The sequence below is a fragment of the Streptomyces sp. NBC_01689 genome (genome assembly GCF_036250675.1).
Lineage (GTDB): Bacteria > Actinomycetota > Actinomycetes > Streptomycetales > Streptomycetaceae > Streptomyces.
In genome coordinates this window covers 4,353,960-4,369,717 of sequence record NZ_CP109592.1, presented here as the reverse complement: position 1 = coordinate 4,369,717, position 15,758 = coordinate 4,353,960, and the positions used below count along the sequence as shown (strand labels likewise).

Below are 15,758 nucleotides of genomic sequence, written 5' to 3'. Positions count from 1 at the left end.
CGGGAGCCGCGCCCGGGCGGCTGGTTCGGGCTGAAGACAGTCTGAGAAAAGTGAGATTTTCCGAAGGAAATGCGAGCGGGTGTTTCTGCCCGTAACAATTCGGACTTACGTTCTGCCTCGTGAGCGGAACAGACGGGCGGGGAGCAGGCGACGAGGGCATCGCGGGACACGGGGGTCGGCGGCGGGGGCTGCTGAAGGCCGCGGGCGTCGCGCTCGCCGGGGTCCTCGTGCTCTCCGCGGCGGGGGCCGGCTGGGTCTACTGGCACCTGAACCACAACATCAGAAGCGTGGACATCAACGGCGCGCTGGGCGACGACCGGCCCCCGAGGGCCGTGCCGACCCCGTCCGGCTCCGCCTCGGCCTCCGCCGCCCCGCTGCCGAGCGGCTCCCTGAACATCCTGGTCCTCGGCTCCGACTCGCGCAGCGGCAAGGCGAACGCCGCGCTCGGCGGCGGCGACAGCACGGGCGCCCGCTCGGACACGGCGATGGTCGTCCACATCGACGAGGGCCGTACCCGCGCGACCGTGGTGAGCATCCCCCGGGACACCCTGGTGACCCGGCCGTCCTGCCCGACCCCGTCCGGCGGGACCACCTCGGTGGCGTACGGCACGATGTTCAACAGCGCGTACTCGCTCGGCGGACCCGTCTGCGCCGTGAAGACCGTCGAGTCCCTGACGGGCGTCCGCATGGACCACTATCTGGAGATCGACTTCTCGGGTTTCGCGAAGCTGGTGGACGCGGTCGGCGGGGTCACGGTGACGACGGCCGAGGACATCGACGACGACCAGAGCCATCTGCACCTGAAGGCCGGCACGCATCTCCTGGACGGCACCCACGCCCTGGCCCTGGCCAGGACCCGGCACGGCATAGGCGACGGCAGCGACCTCGGCCGCATAGGGCTCCAGCAGAAGCTGGTCAAGGCACTGCTGGAACAGATCTCCTCGACATCCTTGCTGACCAGCCCCGCGAAGCTCTACCAGGTCGCCGACGCGGTCACCGGCAGCCTCACCACCGACACCGGCCTCGATTCCCTCGGCGAGCTGACGAAGTTCGGCCAGAGCCTCCGGTCGCTCTCCGCCGACCAGGTCAGGACGGTCATGATGCCGGTGACGACGGCTCCCTCGGACGCCAACCGGGTGGTGGCGCGCGAGCCGGCGGCGGGCGAGCTGTGGGCCTCGCTCAAGTGACCGCCGGCTGACCGCGCACAGGGGCGGGGAGCGCCCGTGGCGGGGCGTCAGGTGACCGTGTACGTCAGCAGGTACCGCCAGTAGAGGAGCTGCCGGACGCGGGCGCCCGGCAGCAGCCGGGCCGCCTCGGCACGGACGGCGGTGAGCGACATCTCCGGCGCGCGCACCGGCGCCCCGGCCACCGCGGGCCCGCTCCCGCGCAGCCGGTCGCCGGCCGCGGCCCCGGCCCGGGCCACCGCGTTCGCGGGCACCGCCGCGAGGTCCCACCAGGTGTGCCCCGCGTAGCAGCCCAGCACCAGCAGCACGCCGCCGGGCGCCAGCGCGTCACGGAACCTGGTCACCGTGCGGAAGGGCATGTGGTGCAGGCTCGCGAGGCAGGTGACGACGTCGTAGCGCGCCCGCGGCAGCGTGGCCGAGGCCGCGTCCGCCCGCCGGAACCGGGGCCCGCCGCCGATCCGTTCGGCCGCCGCGATCACCTCCGCGGACGGGTCGACGGCGTCCACCTCGTAACCGCGCGCCGCCAGCCGGCGCGCGAAACGGCCGGTGCCGCAGCCGACGTCCAGCGCGGTGCGCCCGTGCCGGGGCAGCTTGCGCAGCAGGAGCCGGTGATAGTGGTCGTTGTGGTCGAAGGGCATACCGGGAACCTCGCACACCGGCGGTGGCGGCGGAAGTGCTCCCCGGACAGCCGCCCGCCGTCCGTTCGGCGGGCCTCGGGAAGCCGTCCGGCGGCGTCCGGAAAGAATCTCCGAGGTTTTCCGGGGACGGTGTCGAAACCGGCGTCCCCCGATCGACGCAGGGGTGAGAGGCGAGGAGAAGCCCCGCCCTCCGCACCGAAGGAGCCACCATGCCCCGCTACCTGTCCCTGGTCCGCATCGACGAGAACACCGCCCCCGCCGAGGGCCCGAGCCCCGAGCTGATGCAGCGGATGGGCGAGCTGATCGAGGAGATCACCAAGGCGGGGGTCATGCTCGACACCGCCGGACTGACGCCGTCCGTCCAGGGCAAGCGGGTGCACTGGGCGGGCGGGCAGCTGTCCGTGACCGACGGGCCCTTCACCGAGTCCAAGGAGGTCGTCGGCGGCTACGCCCTCATGCAGTGCAAGGACATGGCCGAGGCCCTGGAGTGGACCAAGCGGTTCCTGAAGACCCACGAGGAGCACTGGACGGTGACCTGCGAGGTGCGGGAGATCGCCGAGGGCTGAGCGGCGGCTTGGCCCGGCCGGTCCGCTGGTGTCTGATGGTGGGCTGTGGAACAGCAGCCCACCGTCACCCCGTCCGGCGCCGACGAGACCGTGGAGACGATCTTCCGGATCGAGTCGCCCCGGATCATCGCCGGCCTGACCCGCGTCGTCCGGGACGTCGGCATCGCCGAGGAACTGGCCCAGGACGCCCTGGTCGCCGCGCTGGAGCAGTGGCCGCGCGACGGGGTCCCGGACAACCCCGGAGCCTGGCTCATGGCCACGGCCAGGCACCGCGCGATCGACCTCGTACGCCGCCGGGAGCGCTACGCGCGCAAGCTGGAGGAGATCGGCCGCGGCCTGGAGACGGCCGTCCCGTTCGAGGAACCCGCCGACCCGGACGACATCGACGACGACCTGCTCCGGCTCGTGTTCACCGCCTGCCACCCGGTGCTGTCCGCGGAGGCCCGCATCGCCCTCACCCTGCGCCTGCTCGGCGGACTGACCACGCCGGAGATCGCCCGCGCCTTCCTCGTGCCGGAGGCGACGGTCGCCCAGCGCATCGTGCGCGCCAAACGGACCCTGGCGGCGAAGGGCGTCCCCTTCGAGGTCCCCTACGGCCCGGACCGGGAGGGCCGGCTCGGCTCGGTCCTCGAGGTCATCTACCTGGTGTTCAACGAGGGGTACGCGGCCACGGCGGGCGACGACCTGATGCGCCCCGCGCTGTGCGAGGAGGCGCTGCGGCTGGCCCGCGTCCTCGCCGAACTGATGCCCAAGGAGCCCGAGGTGCACGGACTCGTCGCGCTGCTGGAGCTCCAGGAGTCCCGCGCGGCCGCCCGTACCGGCCCCTCGGGCGAGCCGGTCCTGCTCAAGGACCAGAACCGCCGCCGCTGGAACCGCCTGCTGATCCGCCGCGGTTTCGCCGCGCTGGCCCGCGCCAACTCCGCCACCGGCGGCGCCCCGGGCCCGTACGCCCTGCAGGCGGCCATCGCCGCCAGTCACGCCCAGGCACACACCTACGAGGACACGGACTGGCGGCAGATCGCCACCCTGTACGGGCTCCTCGCGGCCCGCTCCCCGTCGCCCGTCGTCGAACTCAACCGGGCCGTCGCCGTCTCGATGGCGGACGGCCCCGGCCCCGCCCTGGAGATCGTCGACGCCCTCGCGGCCGAACCCGCCCTGCGCGACTACCATCTGCTGCCCAGCGTCCGCGGGGACCTGCTCGCCCGCCTGGGGCGTACGGGGGAGGCGCGGGCGGAGTTCGAACGGGCCGCGGGACTGGCCCGCAACGAACGCGAGCGGGAACTGCTGGAGGCACGCGCGCGGGAGTGCCGCTAGGTCGTGTCCGCAAAGTCGCGTCGTCCGCCCGGAGGGCGGGCCAGGCGTCGCCGGGCAGACGAGACTTTGCGGACACGACCTAGGCCGTGTCAGGCGGGGTGCCGCGGGGCCGGGTGGCCGAGCAGCATCGTCGGTGCCCCCGCCACCCTGGTCAGGAAGACGGTGGCCGCGTGCGGCCCCTGCGGCCTGACCTTCCTGCGCAGTTCCTCCGGCTCGACCGCCGAGCCCCGCTTCTTGACCGTCAGCACCCCGACCTCGCGCTCCCTCAGCAGCGCCTTCAGCTTCTTCACGTTGAAGGGAAGCCGGTCGGTGATCTCGTACGCGGTGGCGTACGGGGTCGGGCGCAGCGAGTCCGCCGTGATGTAGGCGATGGTCTCGTCGAGAAGCCCGCCGTCGAGCTCGTCGGCGGCCTCGGCGACCAGGTGGGCACGGATCACGGCGCCGTCCGGCTCGTAGAGATAGCGCCCCACCGGCCGCACCGCGGGATCGGGCAGACCGCGGCCGCGCAGGACGCGCGGGCCCGGCAGCAGGGTGGCCCGCACCAGACCCGGCTCGATGCCGAACCACAGCACGGCCTCCTTCACGTCCCCGCCGTCCGAGATCCACTCGGCCTCCGCCTCGGCGGGGACCGTCTCGTGCGGGATGCCCGGGGCGATCTTCAGGGCGGCGAGCGGGGCCTTCAGGGCGGCCCCTACCGCCCAGGAGAGCGGCGGCGAGTAGGCCTCGGGGTCGAAGATCCGCCCGCCCGCCCGGCCGCCGCGCCGTGCCGGGTCCACGAAGACGGCGTCGTAGGGAGCCGTGTCCACCTCCGTGACGTCCGCCTCGCGCACCTCGATCAGACCGGAGAGCCCGAGCGCGTCGGCGTTCGCGCGGGCGGCGGCGGCCGCAGCCGGGTCCCGGTCGACGGCGAGGACGCGTATCCCGGCCCGGGCCAGCGCGATCGCGTCGCCGCCGATGCCGGAGCAGAGATCGGCGACCGAGCGCACCCCGAGGGCGCGCAGCCGCTCCGCGCGGTGCGTGGCGACCGTCGTGCGGGTCGACTGCTCCACCCCGTTCGGTGTGAAGAACATCCGCTCCGCGTCCTCGGCGCCGAACTTCGCCGCCGCCCGCTGCCGCAGCCGCGCCTGCCCGAGCGCCGCCGAGACGAGCTCGGCCGGATGGGTGCGGCGCAGCCGGGTGGCGACGGCCAGTTCCTGGGCCGGTTCGGTGCCGCGCACCTCGTCGAGCAGCGCGTGGCCCTCGGGGGTGAGCAGGGAGGCGAAGGAGACGTCGTTCACCGGCCCATTGTCGGTCAGTGTGGGCCAGTCGGTGGACGGCGTGGGGCCGGTCGCGGTGTCGGGGCCGCGCGGGGCCCCTGGCCTGGGAGGATCCGACACCATGCGATCAGTACGACAAACCGATAAAAATGACGTGCACGGGGCGGCGATCCGCAGCGGCACCGCCTCCCGTACCGTCATCGGACCCGAGGCCGGCCGTGCCGGCGTCGGGTCCGCGGAAGCGGGGCCCCCGGCCGGCCGGAGGGCGCCGCGCGCGCCCGAGACCGGGCACCAGGGACCGGCCGCGGACCCGCTGGCCGCACCGCGGGCCCCGGCCCGGACACCCGGCACCGCACCACGCCCGCTCCACCGGTTCCCCGGGCGGGTCACGGCCCGATGCCACGCGGCGGCGCGGCCGGAGGGCCGCCTGTGACAGGCCGTCCGCCGGCACCGCGCGCCCGGACGCGCGCGCGGGCCACCGCCGCGTCGGCCGCGTTGCTCGCCGCCGTCCTGCTGGGCGGCTGCGCCCAGTCCGTCGACCCGATCGAGCGCCTGGGCAAGAAGGCCGCACTGGAGGTCCGCAGGAACCACCCGCACGGTCCGGCGTCGGCGACGTACCGGCGCTGGGGACTGTCCGCGCCGCTCGCCCCGGCGCCGCGCCCGCCGGCCCGCGGCGGGCTGCGCCGTGACCGGACGGGGCTCGTCCCGGTCGTCGGCCGCGTGCCCACCCGCGACAGGGTGGTCTTCCTGACCTACGACGACGGCGCCGAGCGCGATCCGCGGTTCGTCGACATGGTGCGTGAACTGCGGCTGCCCGTCAGCATGTTCCTCACGGACAGCGTCGTCGGCCCCGGCTACGGGCACTTCGCGCGGCTGCGGGAGGTCGGCGCCAGCGTGCAGAACCACACCCTCGACCACGCCTCGTTGCGCGGACTGCCGTACGCCGGACAGCGGGCCGAGATCTGTGGCCAGCAGGAGAAGCTCAAGGCCCGCTTCGGCATCCGCCCCCGGCTCTTCCGGCCCCCGTACAACACCTACGACACCACCACCCTGCGCGCCGCCGCCGACTGCGGTGTCTCGGCCGTCGTCCTGGGGAGGGAGGCCGACGGCCACCGGCTGCACCCCGGCGACATCCTCTCCGGCCTGGACCGGCCGAACCTCACCGCGGCGACCATCCGCCTCCTCCGCCGCATCCAGGCGGAGGGCTTCACCCCCGCCCGCCTGGAGAACTACGTCTGACCACCGACACGGCCGAGCCCCCCCATGGCGGCCGGACCCCGGATGGGCGAGGACGAGAACGAGGACGAGAACGAGGACGGGCGCGAGGGCGACGCCGGTCCGGGCGCGGGCGGGTTTCCGGCGGGTGCGAACTCCTGGCGCGGGCCGCCCCTTCCAGCTCGTCCGGCGTTCGAGGACGAGGGTGTTGAGGCCGGACGGGGCCCAGGGGCGGAGCTATCGGCGGCGCGCTCGGACCGGCGAACGGCACCCGAACCCCACGCCACGCCGCAGGCCTTTGGCACTCCGCTTGACCGAGTGCTAATCGCGGTCATAGTCTCAGGCCTGGCACTCCCCCCTGGAGAGTGCCAACAGCGACGGGCAGATCCGGCACCCGCGACGACGGATCCACCTGGTCGCCACCTCAGACAGTTAACCCCGTGAGATCTCCGAAGGGGGAGGTCGGATCGTGACGACCACCAGCTCCAAGGTTGCCATCAAGCCGCTCGAGGACCGTGTCGTGGTCCAGCCGCTGGACGCAGAGCAGACCACGGCCTCTGGCCTGGTCATCCCGGACACCGCGAAGGAGAAGCCCCAGGAGGGCGTCGTCCTCGCGGTGGGCCCGGGTCGCTTCGAGAACGGCGAGCGCCTGCCGCTCGACGTCAGCACCGGCGACATCGTGCTGTACAGCAAGTACGGCGGCACCGAGGTGAAGTACAACGGCGAGGAGTACCTCGTCCTCTCGGCCCGCGACGTGCTCGCGATCATCGAGAAGTAATTCACCACAGTTCTGCAGTGAACTGCGCCCCTGGCCCCCGCGACCTCATGAAGCCGGGCGCTGGGGGCGCGGTTCGTTTTCACCCACGTTTTCCGAGAGGGCTGAACCGCTCCCATGGCGAAGATCCTGAAGTTCGACGAGGACGCCCGTCGCGCCCTTGAGCGCGGCGTCAACAAGCTTGCCGACACGGTGAAGGTGACGATCGGCCCCAAGGGCCGCAACGTCGTCATCGACAAGAAGTTCGGCGCCCCCACCATCACCAACGACGGCGTCACCATCGCCCGCGAGGTCGAGCTCGACGACCCGTACGAGAACCTCGGCGCCCAGCTGGTGAAGGAGGTGGCGACCAAGACCAACGACATCGCGGGTGACGGTACGACCACCGCCACCGTGCTGGCCCAGGCGCTCGTCCGCGAGGGCCTGAAGAACGTCGCCGCGGGTGCCTCCCCGGCGCTGCTCAAGAAGGGCATCGACGCCGCGGTCAAGGCCGTGTCCGAGGAGCTCCTCGCGACCGCCCGCCCGATCGACGAGAAGTCCGACATCGCCGCCGTCGCCGCCCTGTCCGCCCAGGACAGCCAGGTCGGCGAGCTCATCGCCGAGGCGATGGACAAGGTCGGCAAGGACGGTGTCATCACCGTCGAGGAGTCCAACACCTTCGGCCTGGAGCTGGACTTCACCGAGGGCATGGCCTTCGACAAGGGCTACCTGTCCCCGTACTTCGTGACGGACCAGGAGCGCATGGAGGCCGTCCTCGAGGACCCGTACATCCTCATCCACCAGGGCAAGATCTCCTCCATCCAGGACCTGCTGCCGCTGCTGGAGAAGGTCATCCAGGCCAACGCCTCCAAGCCGCTGCTGATCATCGCCGAGGACGTCGACGGCGAGGCGCTGTCGACCCTGGTCGTGAACAAGATCCGCGGCACGTTCAACGCCGTCGCCGTGAAGGCCCCCGGCTTCGGCGACCGCCGCAAGGCCATGCTGGGCGACCTCGCCACCCTCACCGGCGGCCAGGTCATCGCCGAGGAGGTCGGCCTCAAGCTCGACCAGGTCGGCCTGGACGTGCTGGGCACCGCCCGCCGCGTGACGGTCACCAAGGACGACACCACCGTCGTCGACGGCGGCGGCGACCACGACGCCGTCGTGGGCCGCGTCAACCAGATCAAGGCCGAGATCGAGAACACGGACTCCGACTGGGACCGCGAGAAGCTCCAGGAGCGCCTCGCGAAGCTGGCCGGCGGCGTGTGCGTGATCAAGGTCGGCGCCGCCACCGAGGTGGAGCTCAAGGAGAAGAAGCACCGTCTGGAGGACGCCATCTCCGCGACCCGCGCCGCGGTCGAGGAGGGCATCGTCTCCGGTGGTGGCTCCGCGCTCGTCCACGCCGTCAAGGTCCTCGAGGGCAACCTCGGCAAGACCGGCGACGAGGCCACGGGTGTCGCGGTCGTCCGCCGCGCCGCCGTCGAGCCGCTGCGCTGGATCGCCGAGAACGCCGGCCTGGAGGGTTACGTCATCACCTCCAAGGTCGCCGACCTCGACAAGGGCCAGGGCTTCAACGCCGCCACCGGCGAGTACGGCGACCTGGTCAAGTCCGGTGTCATCGACCCGGTCAAGGTCACCCGCTCCGCCCTGGAGAACGCCGCCTCCATCGCCTCCCTGCTCCTCACGACCGAGACCCTGGTCGTCGAGAAGCCGGCCGAGGAAGAGGCCGAGGCGGGCCACGGCCACGGCCACGGTCACTCGCACTGAGGCACGCCGGTGAGGCTCCGCCCCGGCGGACGCCGACACCGGTGAACCGCACCGAGGCCCAGCACCCTTCGGGGGTGCTGGGCCTCAGTGCTGCGTCGGGGCGGTACGGCCCGTACCGCCCCGCGGTCCGCCGGCTCGCCCCACGCCCCTACTGCGGCCCGTACTTGCGTCCCGTCCGCGACGTGACCCCGCCCAGCAGTCCGCGCGGCGTCACCTTCACCACGCCCATCAGCGCCTTGTACCGCGGGTCGGGGACCGACAGCGACTTGCCTCGGGCCAGGTCGGCGAGCGCGGCCGCGACCAGCTTGTCCGCGTCGAGCCACATCCAGTTCGGGATGTTGTCCGTGCCCATCCCGGCGCGCTGGTGGAACTCGGTGCGCACGAAGCCCGGGGCCAGCGCCATCAGCCGGACGCCGGTGCCCGCCAGGTCCCTCGCCGCGCCCTGGGTGAACTGCACGACCCACGCCTTGGACGCCCCGTACGTGCCGCGCGGCACGAACGCGGCCACCGACGCCACGTTGACGACCCCGCCCCGGCCGCGCTCCCGCATGCCCGCGGTCGCCGCCGACGTCAGCCGCAGCACCGCCTCGCAGTGCACCTTGAGCATCGTCAGCTCGTCGGCCATCGAGACCTCGAGATAGCGGCCCTTGTTGCCGAAACCGGCGTTGTTGATCAGCAGGTCGACCGGGTTCCTGCGGTCGCCCAGCCGCCGGGCCACCGCCTCGATGCCGTCGTCCGTCGCCAGGTCGGCCGTCAGCACCTCCGCCTCGATGCCGTGCCGGTCGTGCAGTTCCGTCGCCTGCTCGGTCAGCCGCCCGGTGTCGCGCGCCACCAGCACGAGGTTGTGCCCGTCAGCCGCGAGGCGGCGCGCGAAGGCGGCGCCGATCCCCGCGGTCGATCCCGTAATCAGAGCCGTTGTCATGGCCCAAGGCTAGTGACCTGACCAGGGGTGGCGCGCCCCCCGTCGTCCGGTGCCGGACCCGCCACCGCGCCCTGCGCGCGGCCCGCGCCGCGGCCGTCGCCGGCGTCCTTCGGGGCGGGTGCCCCGGGCCGCTACCCGTCCCGCCGTGCCACGTACTTCTCCGCGGCCGCCAACGCCTCCGGACGCAGGGCCGCGCCCGCGGCCAACAGCCCCGGCAACAGCTCGCGTTCGGTCGTCATGGCGCGGAACTCGACCGCGACCGTCACCTCGTGCCCCGGCCGGTGCACCACCTCGATCGGGTCGCCCGCGCGGATCTCACCGGACTCGATCACCCGCAGATAAGCGCCCGGCGCGGCCCTGTGGGTGAACCGCTTCACCCAGCCCGGCTCACCGAGGTGCCCCTGGAACGTACGGCAGGGGATGCGCCCGGAGGTGACCTCCAGGACCAGCTCGGCGCCGACCCGCCAGCGCTCACCGATCCGCGCGCCGGACACGTCCAGCCCGAGCGTCGTGAGGTTCTCGCCGAAGGCGCCGTTCGCCAGCGGCCGGTCGAGCTCGCGCTCCCAGTCGTCGAGGTCCTCGCGCGCGGTCGCGTAGACGGCCTGGTCGTCCCCGCCGTGATGGCGCAGGTCGCACACCGTGTCCCCGGCCAGACCGCTGGCGCCGACGCCCTTGGGCCCCGGCGCCGACACCCGCACCGGCCCGGTCACCGGGCGTTTGTCGATGCCGGTCACCCCCACGGCCCGGTCCGTGTACGGGACGGCGCGGGCACGGCCCAGGTTCAGAGACAGAAGCTGCATGACAGCACGCTAGGCGATCCCGGCCAAAGCGTCGACGCGATATTCGCCACCGTACCCAAGTCTCGCTTATGCTCGAACGGTGATCGAGGCTCGTCATCTCCGTGTTCTGCGCGCCGTCGCCGCCAGTGGTTCCTTCTCGGCGGCGGGACGCGAGCTGGGCTGCACCCAGCCGGCCGTCAGTCAGCAGATGAAGGCGCTCGAGTCGTCCGTCGGCACCCCGCTGCTGATCCGCACGGGCCGCGAGATGCGCCTGACCCAGGCAGGCGAGGCGCTGGTCCGGCACGCGGCCGGCATCATCGCGGGCCTGACCGCGGCCGAGGAGGAGGTCGCCGCGATCGCGGGACTGCGCGCGGGCCGGGTCCGGCTCGTCTCGTTCCCCAGCGGCAGTTCGACGCTCGTCCCCACGGCCCTGGCCGCCCTGCGCGCCGCCCATCCCGGCACCCGGGTCTCCCTGGAGGAGGCGGAGCCGCCCCAGTCCGTCGACAAGCTGCGCGACGGCGACTGCGACATCGCGCTCGCGTTCCGGTACGAGGGAGCGGCGGGCGTCGAGGAGTGGGACGACCTGGTCGTACGGCCGCTGCTGCGCGACCGGCTGGTCGGACTGGTCCCCGAGGGGCACCGGCTCGCCGGCGCGGGATCGGTCGCCATCGGCGAACTCGCCGGGGAACCGTGGATCGCGGGCTGCCCGCGATGCCGGGGGCAACTGGTGGAGGCCTGCCGCCGCGCGGGCTTCGAGCCGCGCATCGACTTCGCCACCGACGACTACCCGGCGGTGGTCGGACTGGTCGGCGCGGGTCTCGGGGTCGCGGTGCTGCCGGAGCTCGCGATCGAGTCCGTACGCCCCAAGGGCGCCCGCGCCGTGACCGTGGAGCCGCCGGTACGGCGGGAGATCGTGGCGCTGACCCTGCCGGACCTCTCCCAGGTGCCGGCGGTGGCGGCGACGCTGGACCAGCTGGCCCTGGCCGCGGCCCGCTGACGGCGGAGCGGAGCCACCGGCGCCGCACACAGCTCAGGGACGCGCGGACGCGCGCCTGTTCGAGGGCATGCCAACGCGCGCCCGTTCAGGGGCACACCTGTGCACCCGGCCACGGACTCAACGATGCAGAAACGTTCCTTCAAGTGTTCGAAGCGGAACCGCCGCCGGTGGCCGACGCCGTCACCAGGCGGTTCCTCGCCCGTCCCATGAGTTCTTCGCGCTCGTCCTCGGTCAGGCCGCCCCACACCCCGTACGGCTCGCGCACCGCCAGCGCGTGAGCGGCGCACTGGGCGCGTACCGGGCATCGCATACAGACCTCTTTGGCCGAGTTCTCGCGAGCGCTCCGTGCCGCACCGCGCTCGCCCTCCGGATGGAAGAAGAGCGAGCTGTCGACCCCACGGCATGCCGCGAGGAGCTGCCAGTCCCAGAGATCCGCGTTCGGACCGGGAAGGCGGGAGAAATCTGCCATTGCGTGTCCCCTTGTTGCCGTTCTGGGATGCTCTGTGCCCACCGACCGTACATCTACGATCTAAGGAGATGAAAATATGACTCATTGCGAATCTAGCCGCAGACACCAGTAAATGGGAAGAAAACAGGCTGAATGGGGCATAGGTTGTGTTGAAAGATTGAGGGTCCGTTGCGCATGTCTGCACCGTGTCCGTGCCCTCACGTAGAGTGCCGAAGATGACGGGCTGCCCCGTAACTCTTTCGAGTGACCATCGTTGAGAGTCCCGAGGCGGTTGAAGGAACAAGCGCTCGGGCAGACGGCAGTATCCGTCGGCGAGTGTCGACCGCACAGGTGACGATTCGTACCCAGCCTGGAGGCTCAAGGTGACGCGCATCAGCTGCGGAGGGCGGCCATGACATCCGTCCTCGTCTGCGACGACTCCCCGCTCGCCCGAGAGGCGCTCCGCCGTGCGGTGGCGACCGTGCCCGGCGTCGAGCGCGTGACGACTGCGGCCAACGGAGAAGAGGTGCTCCGCCGTTGGGGCGCCGACCGTTCGGACCTGATTCTGATGGACGTACGCATGCCCGGTCTGGGCGGCGTCGAGACCGTTCGGCGGCTGCTGTCCGCCGACCCCGGTGCGCGCATCATCATGCTCACCGTGGCCGAGGACCTGGACGGTGTGGCGCTCGCCGTCGCCGCCGGGGCCCGCGGATATCTGCACAAGGACGCCTCCCGGGCGGAGCTGCGGGCGACCGTGACCCAGGCGCTCGCCGACCCGACCTGGCGGCTCGCCCCGCGCAGACTGCGCTCGGCCGAGATGGGCGCCGCGCCCACGCTCACCGCGCGGGAGATCCAGGTCCTGGAAGGCATGAGCCACGGCCGCTCCAACGCGGAGATCGGCCGCGAGCTGTTCCTCTCCGAGGACACGGTGAAGACGCACGCCAGGCGGCTCTTCAAGAAGCTCGGCGCCTCGGACCGTGCGCACGCCGTGGCGCTCGGTTTCCGCTGGGGCCTGGTCCGCTAGGTGAGCCGTCGCGGTGGTACGACGCACCCCGCCTGCCGTGTGGCGGGCGGGGCCGACAAGGGGGCGCGCCGGGTGCCCGCTGCTCGTTTCGCCGCCGATGCCGCATCCTTGAGGTGTGGAGTTCCTCGGGGACGAGTCGGTCGAGCGGAAGGGGAGGGCGCAGGAGATGAGTTCCGGCGCACCTGCTCATAACGCTTCGGTGCACAACTACGGACGCGGTGCCACGGACAGAACGACGCCGAGGCACCATGGACCGATGCGTGACGACGAGACGACGGTGATCGGTGCGCTCGTCCATCGCGCGGTCGACGGTGACGAGCAGGCCACACACGACCTGCTCGCACATGTTCATCCTCTGGCCCTGCGCTACTGCCGCACGCGGCTGTCCCGCCTGCCGGGCGACGCGCGGCACTTCGTGGAGGACCTGGCGCAGGAGGTCTGCGTCGCGGTGCTCCTCGCGCTGCCCCGCTACAAGGACACCGGGCGGCCCTTCGAGGCCTTCGTCTTCGCCATCGCCGCGCACAAGGTCGCCGACCTGCAGCGTGCCGCGATGCGCCATCCCGGGTCGACGGCGGTTCCCTCGGACGAGATGCCCGAGCGCCCCGACGACTCCCTCGGTCCCGAGGAGCGCGCCCTGCTCAGCAGTGACGCGGAATGGGCCAAGAAGCTGATGGCCAACCTCCCGGAGAACCAGCGCGAGCTGCTGCTGCTGCGGATCGCGGTGGGCCTCACGGCCGAGGAGACGGGCCAGATGCTGGGGATGTCCCCGGGCGCGGTCCGGGTGGCCCAGCACCGGGCGCTGAGCCGGCTGCGGGCACTGGCGGAGCAGTAGGCGCGAGGCGCGATCCCCGCAGGGTCCGCCGCGCGCGGGCCGGTGGGGGCCGGTCGAACGCGTGCGGTGGCCACCGTCGTGCGCCCGGTGCCGGTGCTGTGCCGGGTCGCCCTGCGCTCGGTGCCCGCCCCGTGCCGGGTTGCCGTGCTTCCGTCGTGTGCCGTCGTGGCGCCGGCGCGCACCGGAACGGCGTCGCCGGTTTCTCGCCGCAAAGGTGAGAACGGACACCATGGAGTGCGGCATCCTCACGCGCGCCCCCGCCCGGAGAACCCCGCGCCACCGCGGTGAACGGGAGGCAGACCCCGGGGGACCAGGGTGTCGGGCCGGAGGATGAACGGTTCCGGCGCGTGGCCCGTACGAACCTACGAAGCCCGAGGGCGATCCGAACCGTGGAATGGGAGACCCTTGCTTCCCGTTAGCATGGACATCCGCACCGATCAAGGCCATTTGGGGAAGGTGTCATGACTGCCAACGTCGACGGAGTGCCCGCCAAATTCGCGACACTCGGGCTGACCTACGACGACGTGCTGCTGCTGCCGGGCGCGTCGGACATGGCGCCCGACGAGATCGACACCGCCTCGTACATCTCGAAGAACGTGCGGGTCAACATCCCGCTGCTCTCCGCGGCCATGGACAAGGTGACCGAGTCCCGGATGGCCATCGCGATGGCCCGCCAGGGCGGCGTCGGCGTGCTGCACCGCAACCTGTCCATCGAGGACCAGGCCAACCAGGTCGACCTGGTCAAGCGTTCCGAGTCCGGCATGGTGACCGACCCGATCACCGTCCACCCGGACGCGACGCTCGGCGAGGCCGACGCGATCTGCGCCAAGTTCCGCATCTCCGGTGTGCCGGTGACCGACGGCGGCGGCAAGCTCCTCGGCATCGTCACCAACCGCGACATGGCCTTCGAGACCGACCGTTCGCGCCAGGTGCGCGAGGTCATGACGCCGATGCCCCTGGTCACCGGCAAGGTAGGCATCTCCGGCACCGACGCCATGGAGCTGCTGCGCCGCCACAAGATCGAGAAGCTGCCGCTGGTCGACGACGCGGGCGTCCTCAAGGGCCTCATCACGGTCAAGGACTTCGTGAAGGCCGAGAAGTACCCGAACGCCGCCAAGGACGCGGAGGGTCGCCTGCTGGTCGGCGCGGCCGTCGGTGTGGCCGGTGACGCCTTCGAGCGGGCCCAGGCCCTCATCGAGGCGGGCGTCGACTTCATCGTCGTCGACACCGCGCACGGCCACTCCCGGCTGGTCGGCGACATGGTCGCCAAGATCAAGTCGAACTCCGCGGGCGTCGACGTCATCGGCGGCAACATCGCGACCCGTGACGGCGCGCAGGCCCTCATCGACGCGGGTGTCGACGGCATCAAGGTCGGTGTCGGCCCCGGCTCCATCTGCACGACCCGCGTGGTCGCCGGCATCGGCGTGCCCCAGGTCACCGCCATCTACGAAGCCTCCCTCGCCGCCAAGGCGGCCGGTGTCCCGGTCATCGGCGACGGCGGTCTGCAGTACTCCGGCGACATCGCCAAGGCCCTGGTCGCCGGCGCCGACACGGTGATGCTGGGCTCGCTCCTGGCGGGCTGCGAGGAGTCGCCGGGCGAGCTGCTCTTCATCAACGGCAAGCAGTTCAAGTCGTATCGCGGCATGGGCTCCCTGGGCGCCATGCAGTCCCGTGGTGAGCAGCGTTCCTTCTCCAAGGACCGCTACTTCCAGGAGGGCGTCGCCTCCGACGAGAAGCTGGTTCCCGAGGGCATCGAGGGCCAGGTGCCCTACCGTGGTCCGCTGTCGGCGGTCGTGCACCAGCTGGTCGGCGGACTGCGCCAGTCGATGTTCTACGTCGGCGGACGCACCGTTCCCGAGCTCCAGGACAACGGCCGGTTCGTCCGGATCACCTCGGCGGGCCTCAAGGAGAGCCACCCGCACGACATCCAGATGACGGTCGAGGCACCGAACTACAGCCGCAACAAGTAACGGTCACCAAGCAGCCGTACAGAGCTCCACGCGTGCGTGAAGCCCGAACGAGGGCGGTCCCGGAGGTTCCGGGGCCGCTCTCGTCGTAGGCG

General features: G+C 72.1%; 15 protein-coding genes. 10 read left to right on the top strand and 5 right to left on the bottom strand.

Annotated elements, in window-relative coordinates:
* Positions 1–119: 119 nt before the first annotated feature.
* Positions 120–1,187, top strand: a complete 1,068-nt coding sequence (locus tag OG776_RS18415; RefSeq protein ID WP_148010052.1) for an LCP family protein — start codon at positions 120–122, stop codon at positions 1,185–1,187.
* 47 nt (positions 1,188–1,234) lie between these two features.
* On the opposite strand, the gene OG776_RS18410 is transcribed toward OG776_RS18415, so the two are convergent.
* On the bottom strand, positions 1,235–1,822 hold the full coding sequence (locus OG776_RS18410; protein WP_148010053.1) for a class I SAM-dependent methyltransferase: 588 nt from the start codon (positions 1,820–1,822) through the stop codon (positions 1,235–1,237).
* A gap of 209 nt (positions 1,823–2,031) precedes the next feature.
* Between OG776_RS18410 and OG776_RS18405 the strand changes: the two genes are divergently transcribed.
* Together OG776_RS18405 and OG776_RS18400 are read left to right on the top strand one after the other, a co-directional pair.
* Positions 2,032–2,388: a YciI family protein gene (locus tag OG776_RS18405; protein ID WP_148010054.1), complete on the top strand. Its 357-nt coding sequence runs from the start codon at positions 2,032–2,034 to the stop codon at positions 2,386–2,388.
* A 45-nt stretch (positions 2,389–2,433) separates the two neighbouring features.
* Entirely contained in the window at positions 2,434–3,702 is a 1,269-nt protein-coding gene (locus tag OG776_RS18400) for an RNA polymerase sigma factor (protein ID WP_148010055.1), read from the top strand.
* 89 nt (positions 3,703–3,791) lie between these two features.
* On the opposite strand, the gene OG776_RS18395 is transcribed toward OG776_RS18400, so the two are convergent.
* A complete protein-coding gene (locus tag OG776_RS18395) occupies positions 3,792–4,979 on the bottom strand; it encodes a THUMP-like domain-containing protein (RefSeq protein WP_261994612.1) in 1,188 nt (395 codons plus the stop codon).
* A 375-nt stretch (positions 4,980–5,354) separates the two neighbouring features.
* Here OG776_RS18395 and OG776_RS18390 point away from each other — a divergent pair, with 375 nt between their 5' ends.
* The 3 genes from OG776_RS18390 to groL all read left to right on the top strand — a co-directional run bounded on the left by OG776_RS18390 (position 5,355) and on the right by groL (position 8,694).
* Positions 5,355–6,197, top strand: coding sequence for a polysaccharide deacetylase family protein (locus tag OG776_RS18390; RefSeq protein WP_148010057.1), 843 nt, complete (start codon positions 5,355–5,357; stop codon positions 6,195–6,197).
* Between the two features lie 445 nt (positions 6,198–6,642).
* Positions 6,643–6,951: a co-chaperone GroES gene (gene groES / locus OG776_RS18385; RefSeq protein ID WP_060901476.1), complete on the top strand. Its 309-nt coding sequence runs from the start codon at positions 6,643–6,645 to the stop codon at positions 6,949–6,951.
* Positions 6,952–7,065: 114 nt separating this feature from the next.
* Positions 7,066–8,694 carry a chaperonin GroEL gene (gene groL / locus OG776_RS18380; protein WP_148010058.1) on the top strand — a complete coding sequence of 543 codons (1,629 nt, stop codon included), beginning with the start codon at positions 7,066–7,068 and terminating at the stop codon, positions 8,692–8,694.
* A gap of 148 nt (positions 8,695–8,842) precedes the next feature.
* Here the strand turns inward: groL and OG776_RS18375 are convergent, their stop codons facing one another.
* Together OG776_RS18375 and OG776_RS18370 are read right to left on the bottom strand one after the other, a co-directional pair.
* Positions 8,843–9,616 (bottom strand): SDR family NAD(P)-dependent oxidoreductase, encoded by a 774-nt coding sequence (locus OG776_RS18375; RefSeq protein WP_148010059.1) that lies wholly within the window; start codon positions 9,614–9,616, stop codon positions 8,843–8,845.
* A 131-nt stretch (positions 9,617–9,747) separates the two neighbouring features.
* On the bottom strand, positions 9,748–10,416 hold the full coding sequence (locus tag OG776_RS18370; protein ID WP_329321708.1) for an MOSC domain-containing protein: 669 nt from the start codon (positions 10,414–10,416) through the stop codon (positions 9,748–9,750).
* Positions 10,417–10,495: 79 nt separating this feature from the next.
* Between OG776_RS18370 and OG776_RS18365 the strand changes: the two genes are divergently transcribed.
* Positions 10,496–11,392: a LysR family transcriptional regulator gene (locus tag OG776_RS18365; protein ID WP_148010061.1), complete on the top strand. Its 897-nt coding sequence runs from the start codon at positions 10,496–10,498 to the stop codon at positions 11,390–11,392.
* Positions 11,393–11,531: 139 nt separating this feature from the next.
* On the opposite strand, the gene OG776_RS18360 is transcribed toward OG776_RS18365, so the two are convergent.
* Complete coding sequence (locus tag OG776_RS18360; protein WP_148010062.1) at positions 11,532–11,861, bottom strand: WhiB family transcriptional regulator; 330 nt, start codon at positions 11,859–11,861, stop codon at positions 11,532–11,534.
* Between the two features lie 391 nt (positions 11,862–12,252).
* On the opposite strand from OG776_RS18360, the gene OG776_RS18355 reads away from it, so the two are divergent.
* From OG776_RS18355 to guaB, 3 genes are all read left to right on the top strand, one after another.
* Positions 12,253–12,864, top strand: coding sequence for a response regulator transcription factor (locus OG776_RS18355; protein ID WP_003948568.1), 612 nt, complete (start codon positions 12,253–12,255; stop codon positions 12,862–12,864).
* 256 nt (positions 12,865–13,120) lie between these two features.
* Positions 13,121–13,696, top strand: a complete 576-nt coding sequence (locus OG776_RS18350; protein WP_148010063.1) for a sigma-70 family RNA polymerase sigma factor — start codon at positions 13,121–13,123, stop codon at positions 13,694–13,696.
* A gap of 461 nt (positions 13,697–14,157) precedes the next feature.
* Positions 14,158–15,666 carry an IMP dehydrogenase gene (guaB, locus tag OG776_RS18345; protein ID WP_329321705.1) on the top strand — a complete coding sequence of 503 codons (1,509 nt, stop codon included), beginning with the start codon at positions 14,158–14,160 and terminating at the stop codon, positions 15,664–15,666.
* Positions 15,667–15,758 lie beyond the last annotated feature (92 nt).

Excerpts from the sequence above, each read along its gene's own strand:
- OG776_RS18410 (WP_148010053.1), bottom strand. The coding sequence starts at position 1,822 with ATGCCCTTCGACCACAACGACCACTATCACCGGCTCCTGCTGCGCAAG.
- OG776_RS18405 (WP_148010054.1), top strand. The coding sequence starts at position 2,032 with ATGCCCCGCTACCTGTCCCTGGTCCGCATCGACGAGAACACCGCCCCC.
- OG776_RS18390 (WP_148010057.1), top strand. The coding sequence starts at position 5,355 with ATGCCACGCGGCGGCGCGGCCGGAGGGCCGCCTGTGACAGGCCGTCCG.
- groL (WP_148010058.1), top strand. The coding sequence starts at position 7,066 with ATGGCGAAGATCCTGAAGTTCGACGAGGACGCCCGTCGCGCCCTTGAG.
- OG776_RS18375 (WP_148010059.1), bottom strand. The coding sequence starts at position 9,616 with ATGACAACGGCTCTGATTACGGGATCGACCGCGGGGATCGGCGCCGCC.
- OG776_RS18370 (WP_329321708.1), bottom strand. The coding sequence starts at position 10,416 with ATGCAGCTTCTGTCTCTGAACCTGGGCCGTGCCCGCGCCGTCCCGTAC.
- OG776_RS18360 (WP_148010062.1), bottom strand. The coding sequence starts at position 11,861 with ATGGCAGATTTCTCCCGCCTTCCCGGTCCGAACGCGGATCTCTGGGAC.
- OG776_RS18355 (WP_003948568.1), top strand. The coding sequence starts at position 12,253 with ATGACATCCGTCCTCGTCTGCGACGACTCCCCGCTCGCCCGAGAGGCG.
- OG776_RS18350 (WP_148010063.1), top strand. The coding sequence starts at position 13,121 with ATGCGTGACGACGAGACGACGGTGATCGGTGCGCTCGTCCATCGCGCG.
- guaB (WP_329321705.1), top strand. The coding sequence starts at position 14,158 with ATGACTGCCAACGTCGACGGAGTGCCCGCCAAATTCGCGACACTCGGG.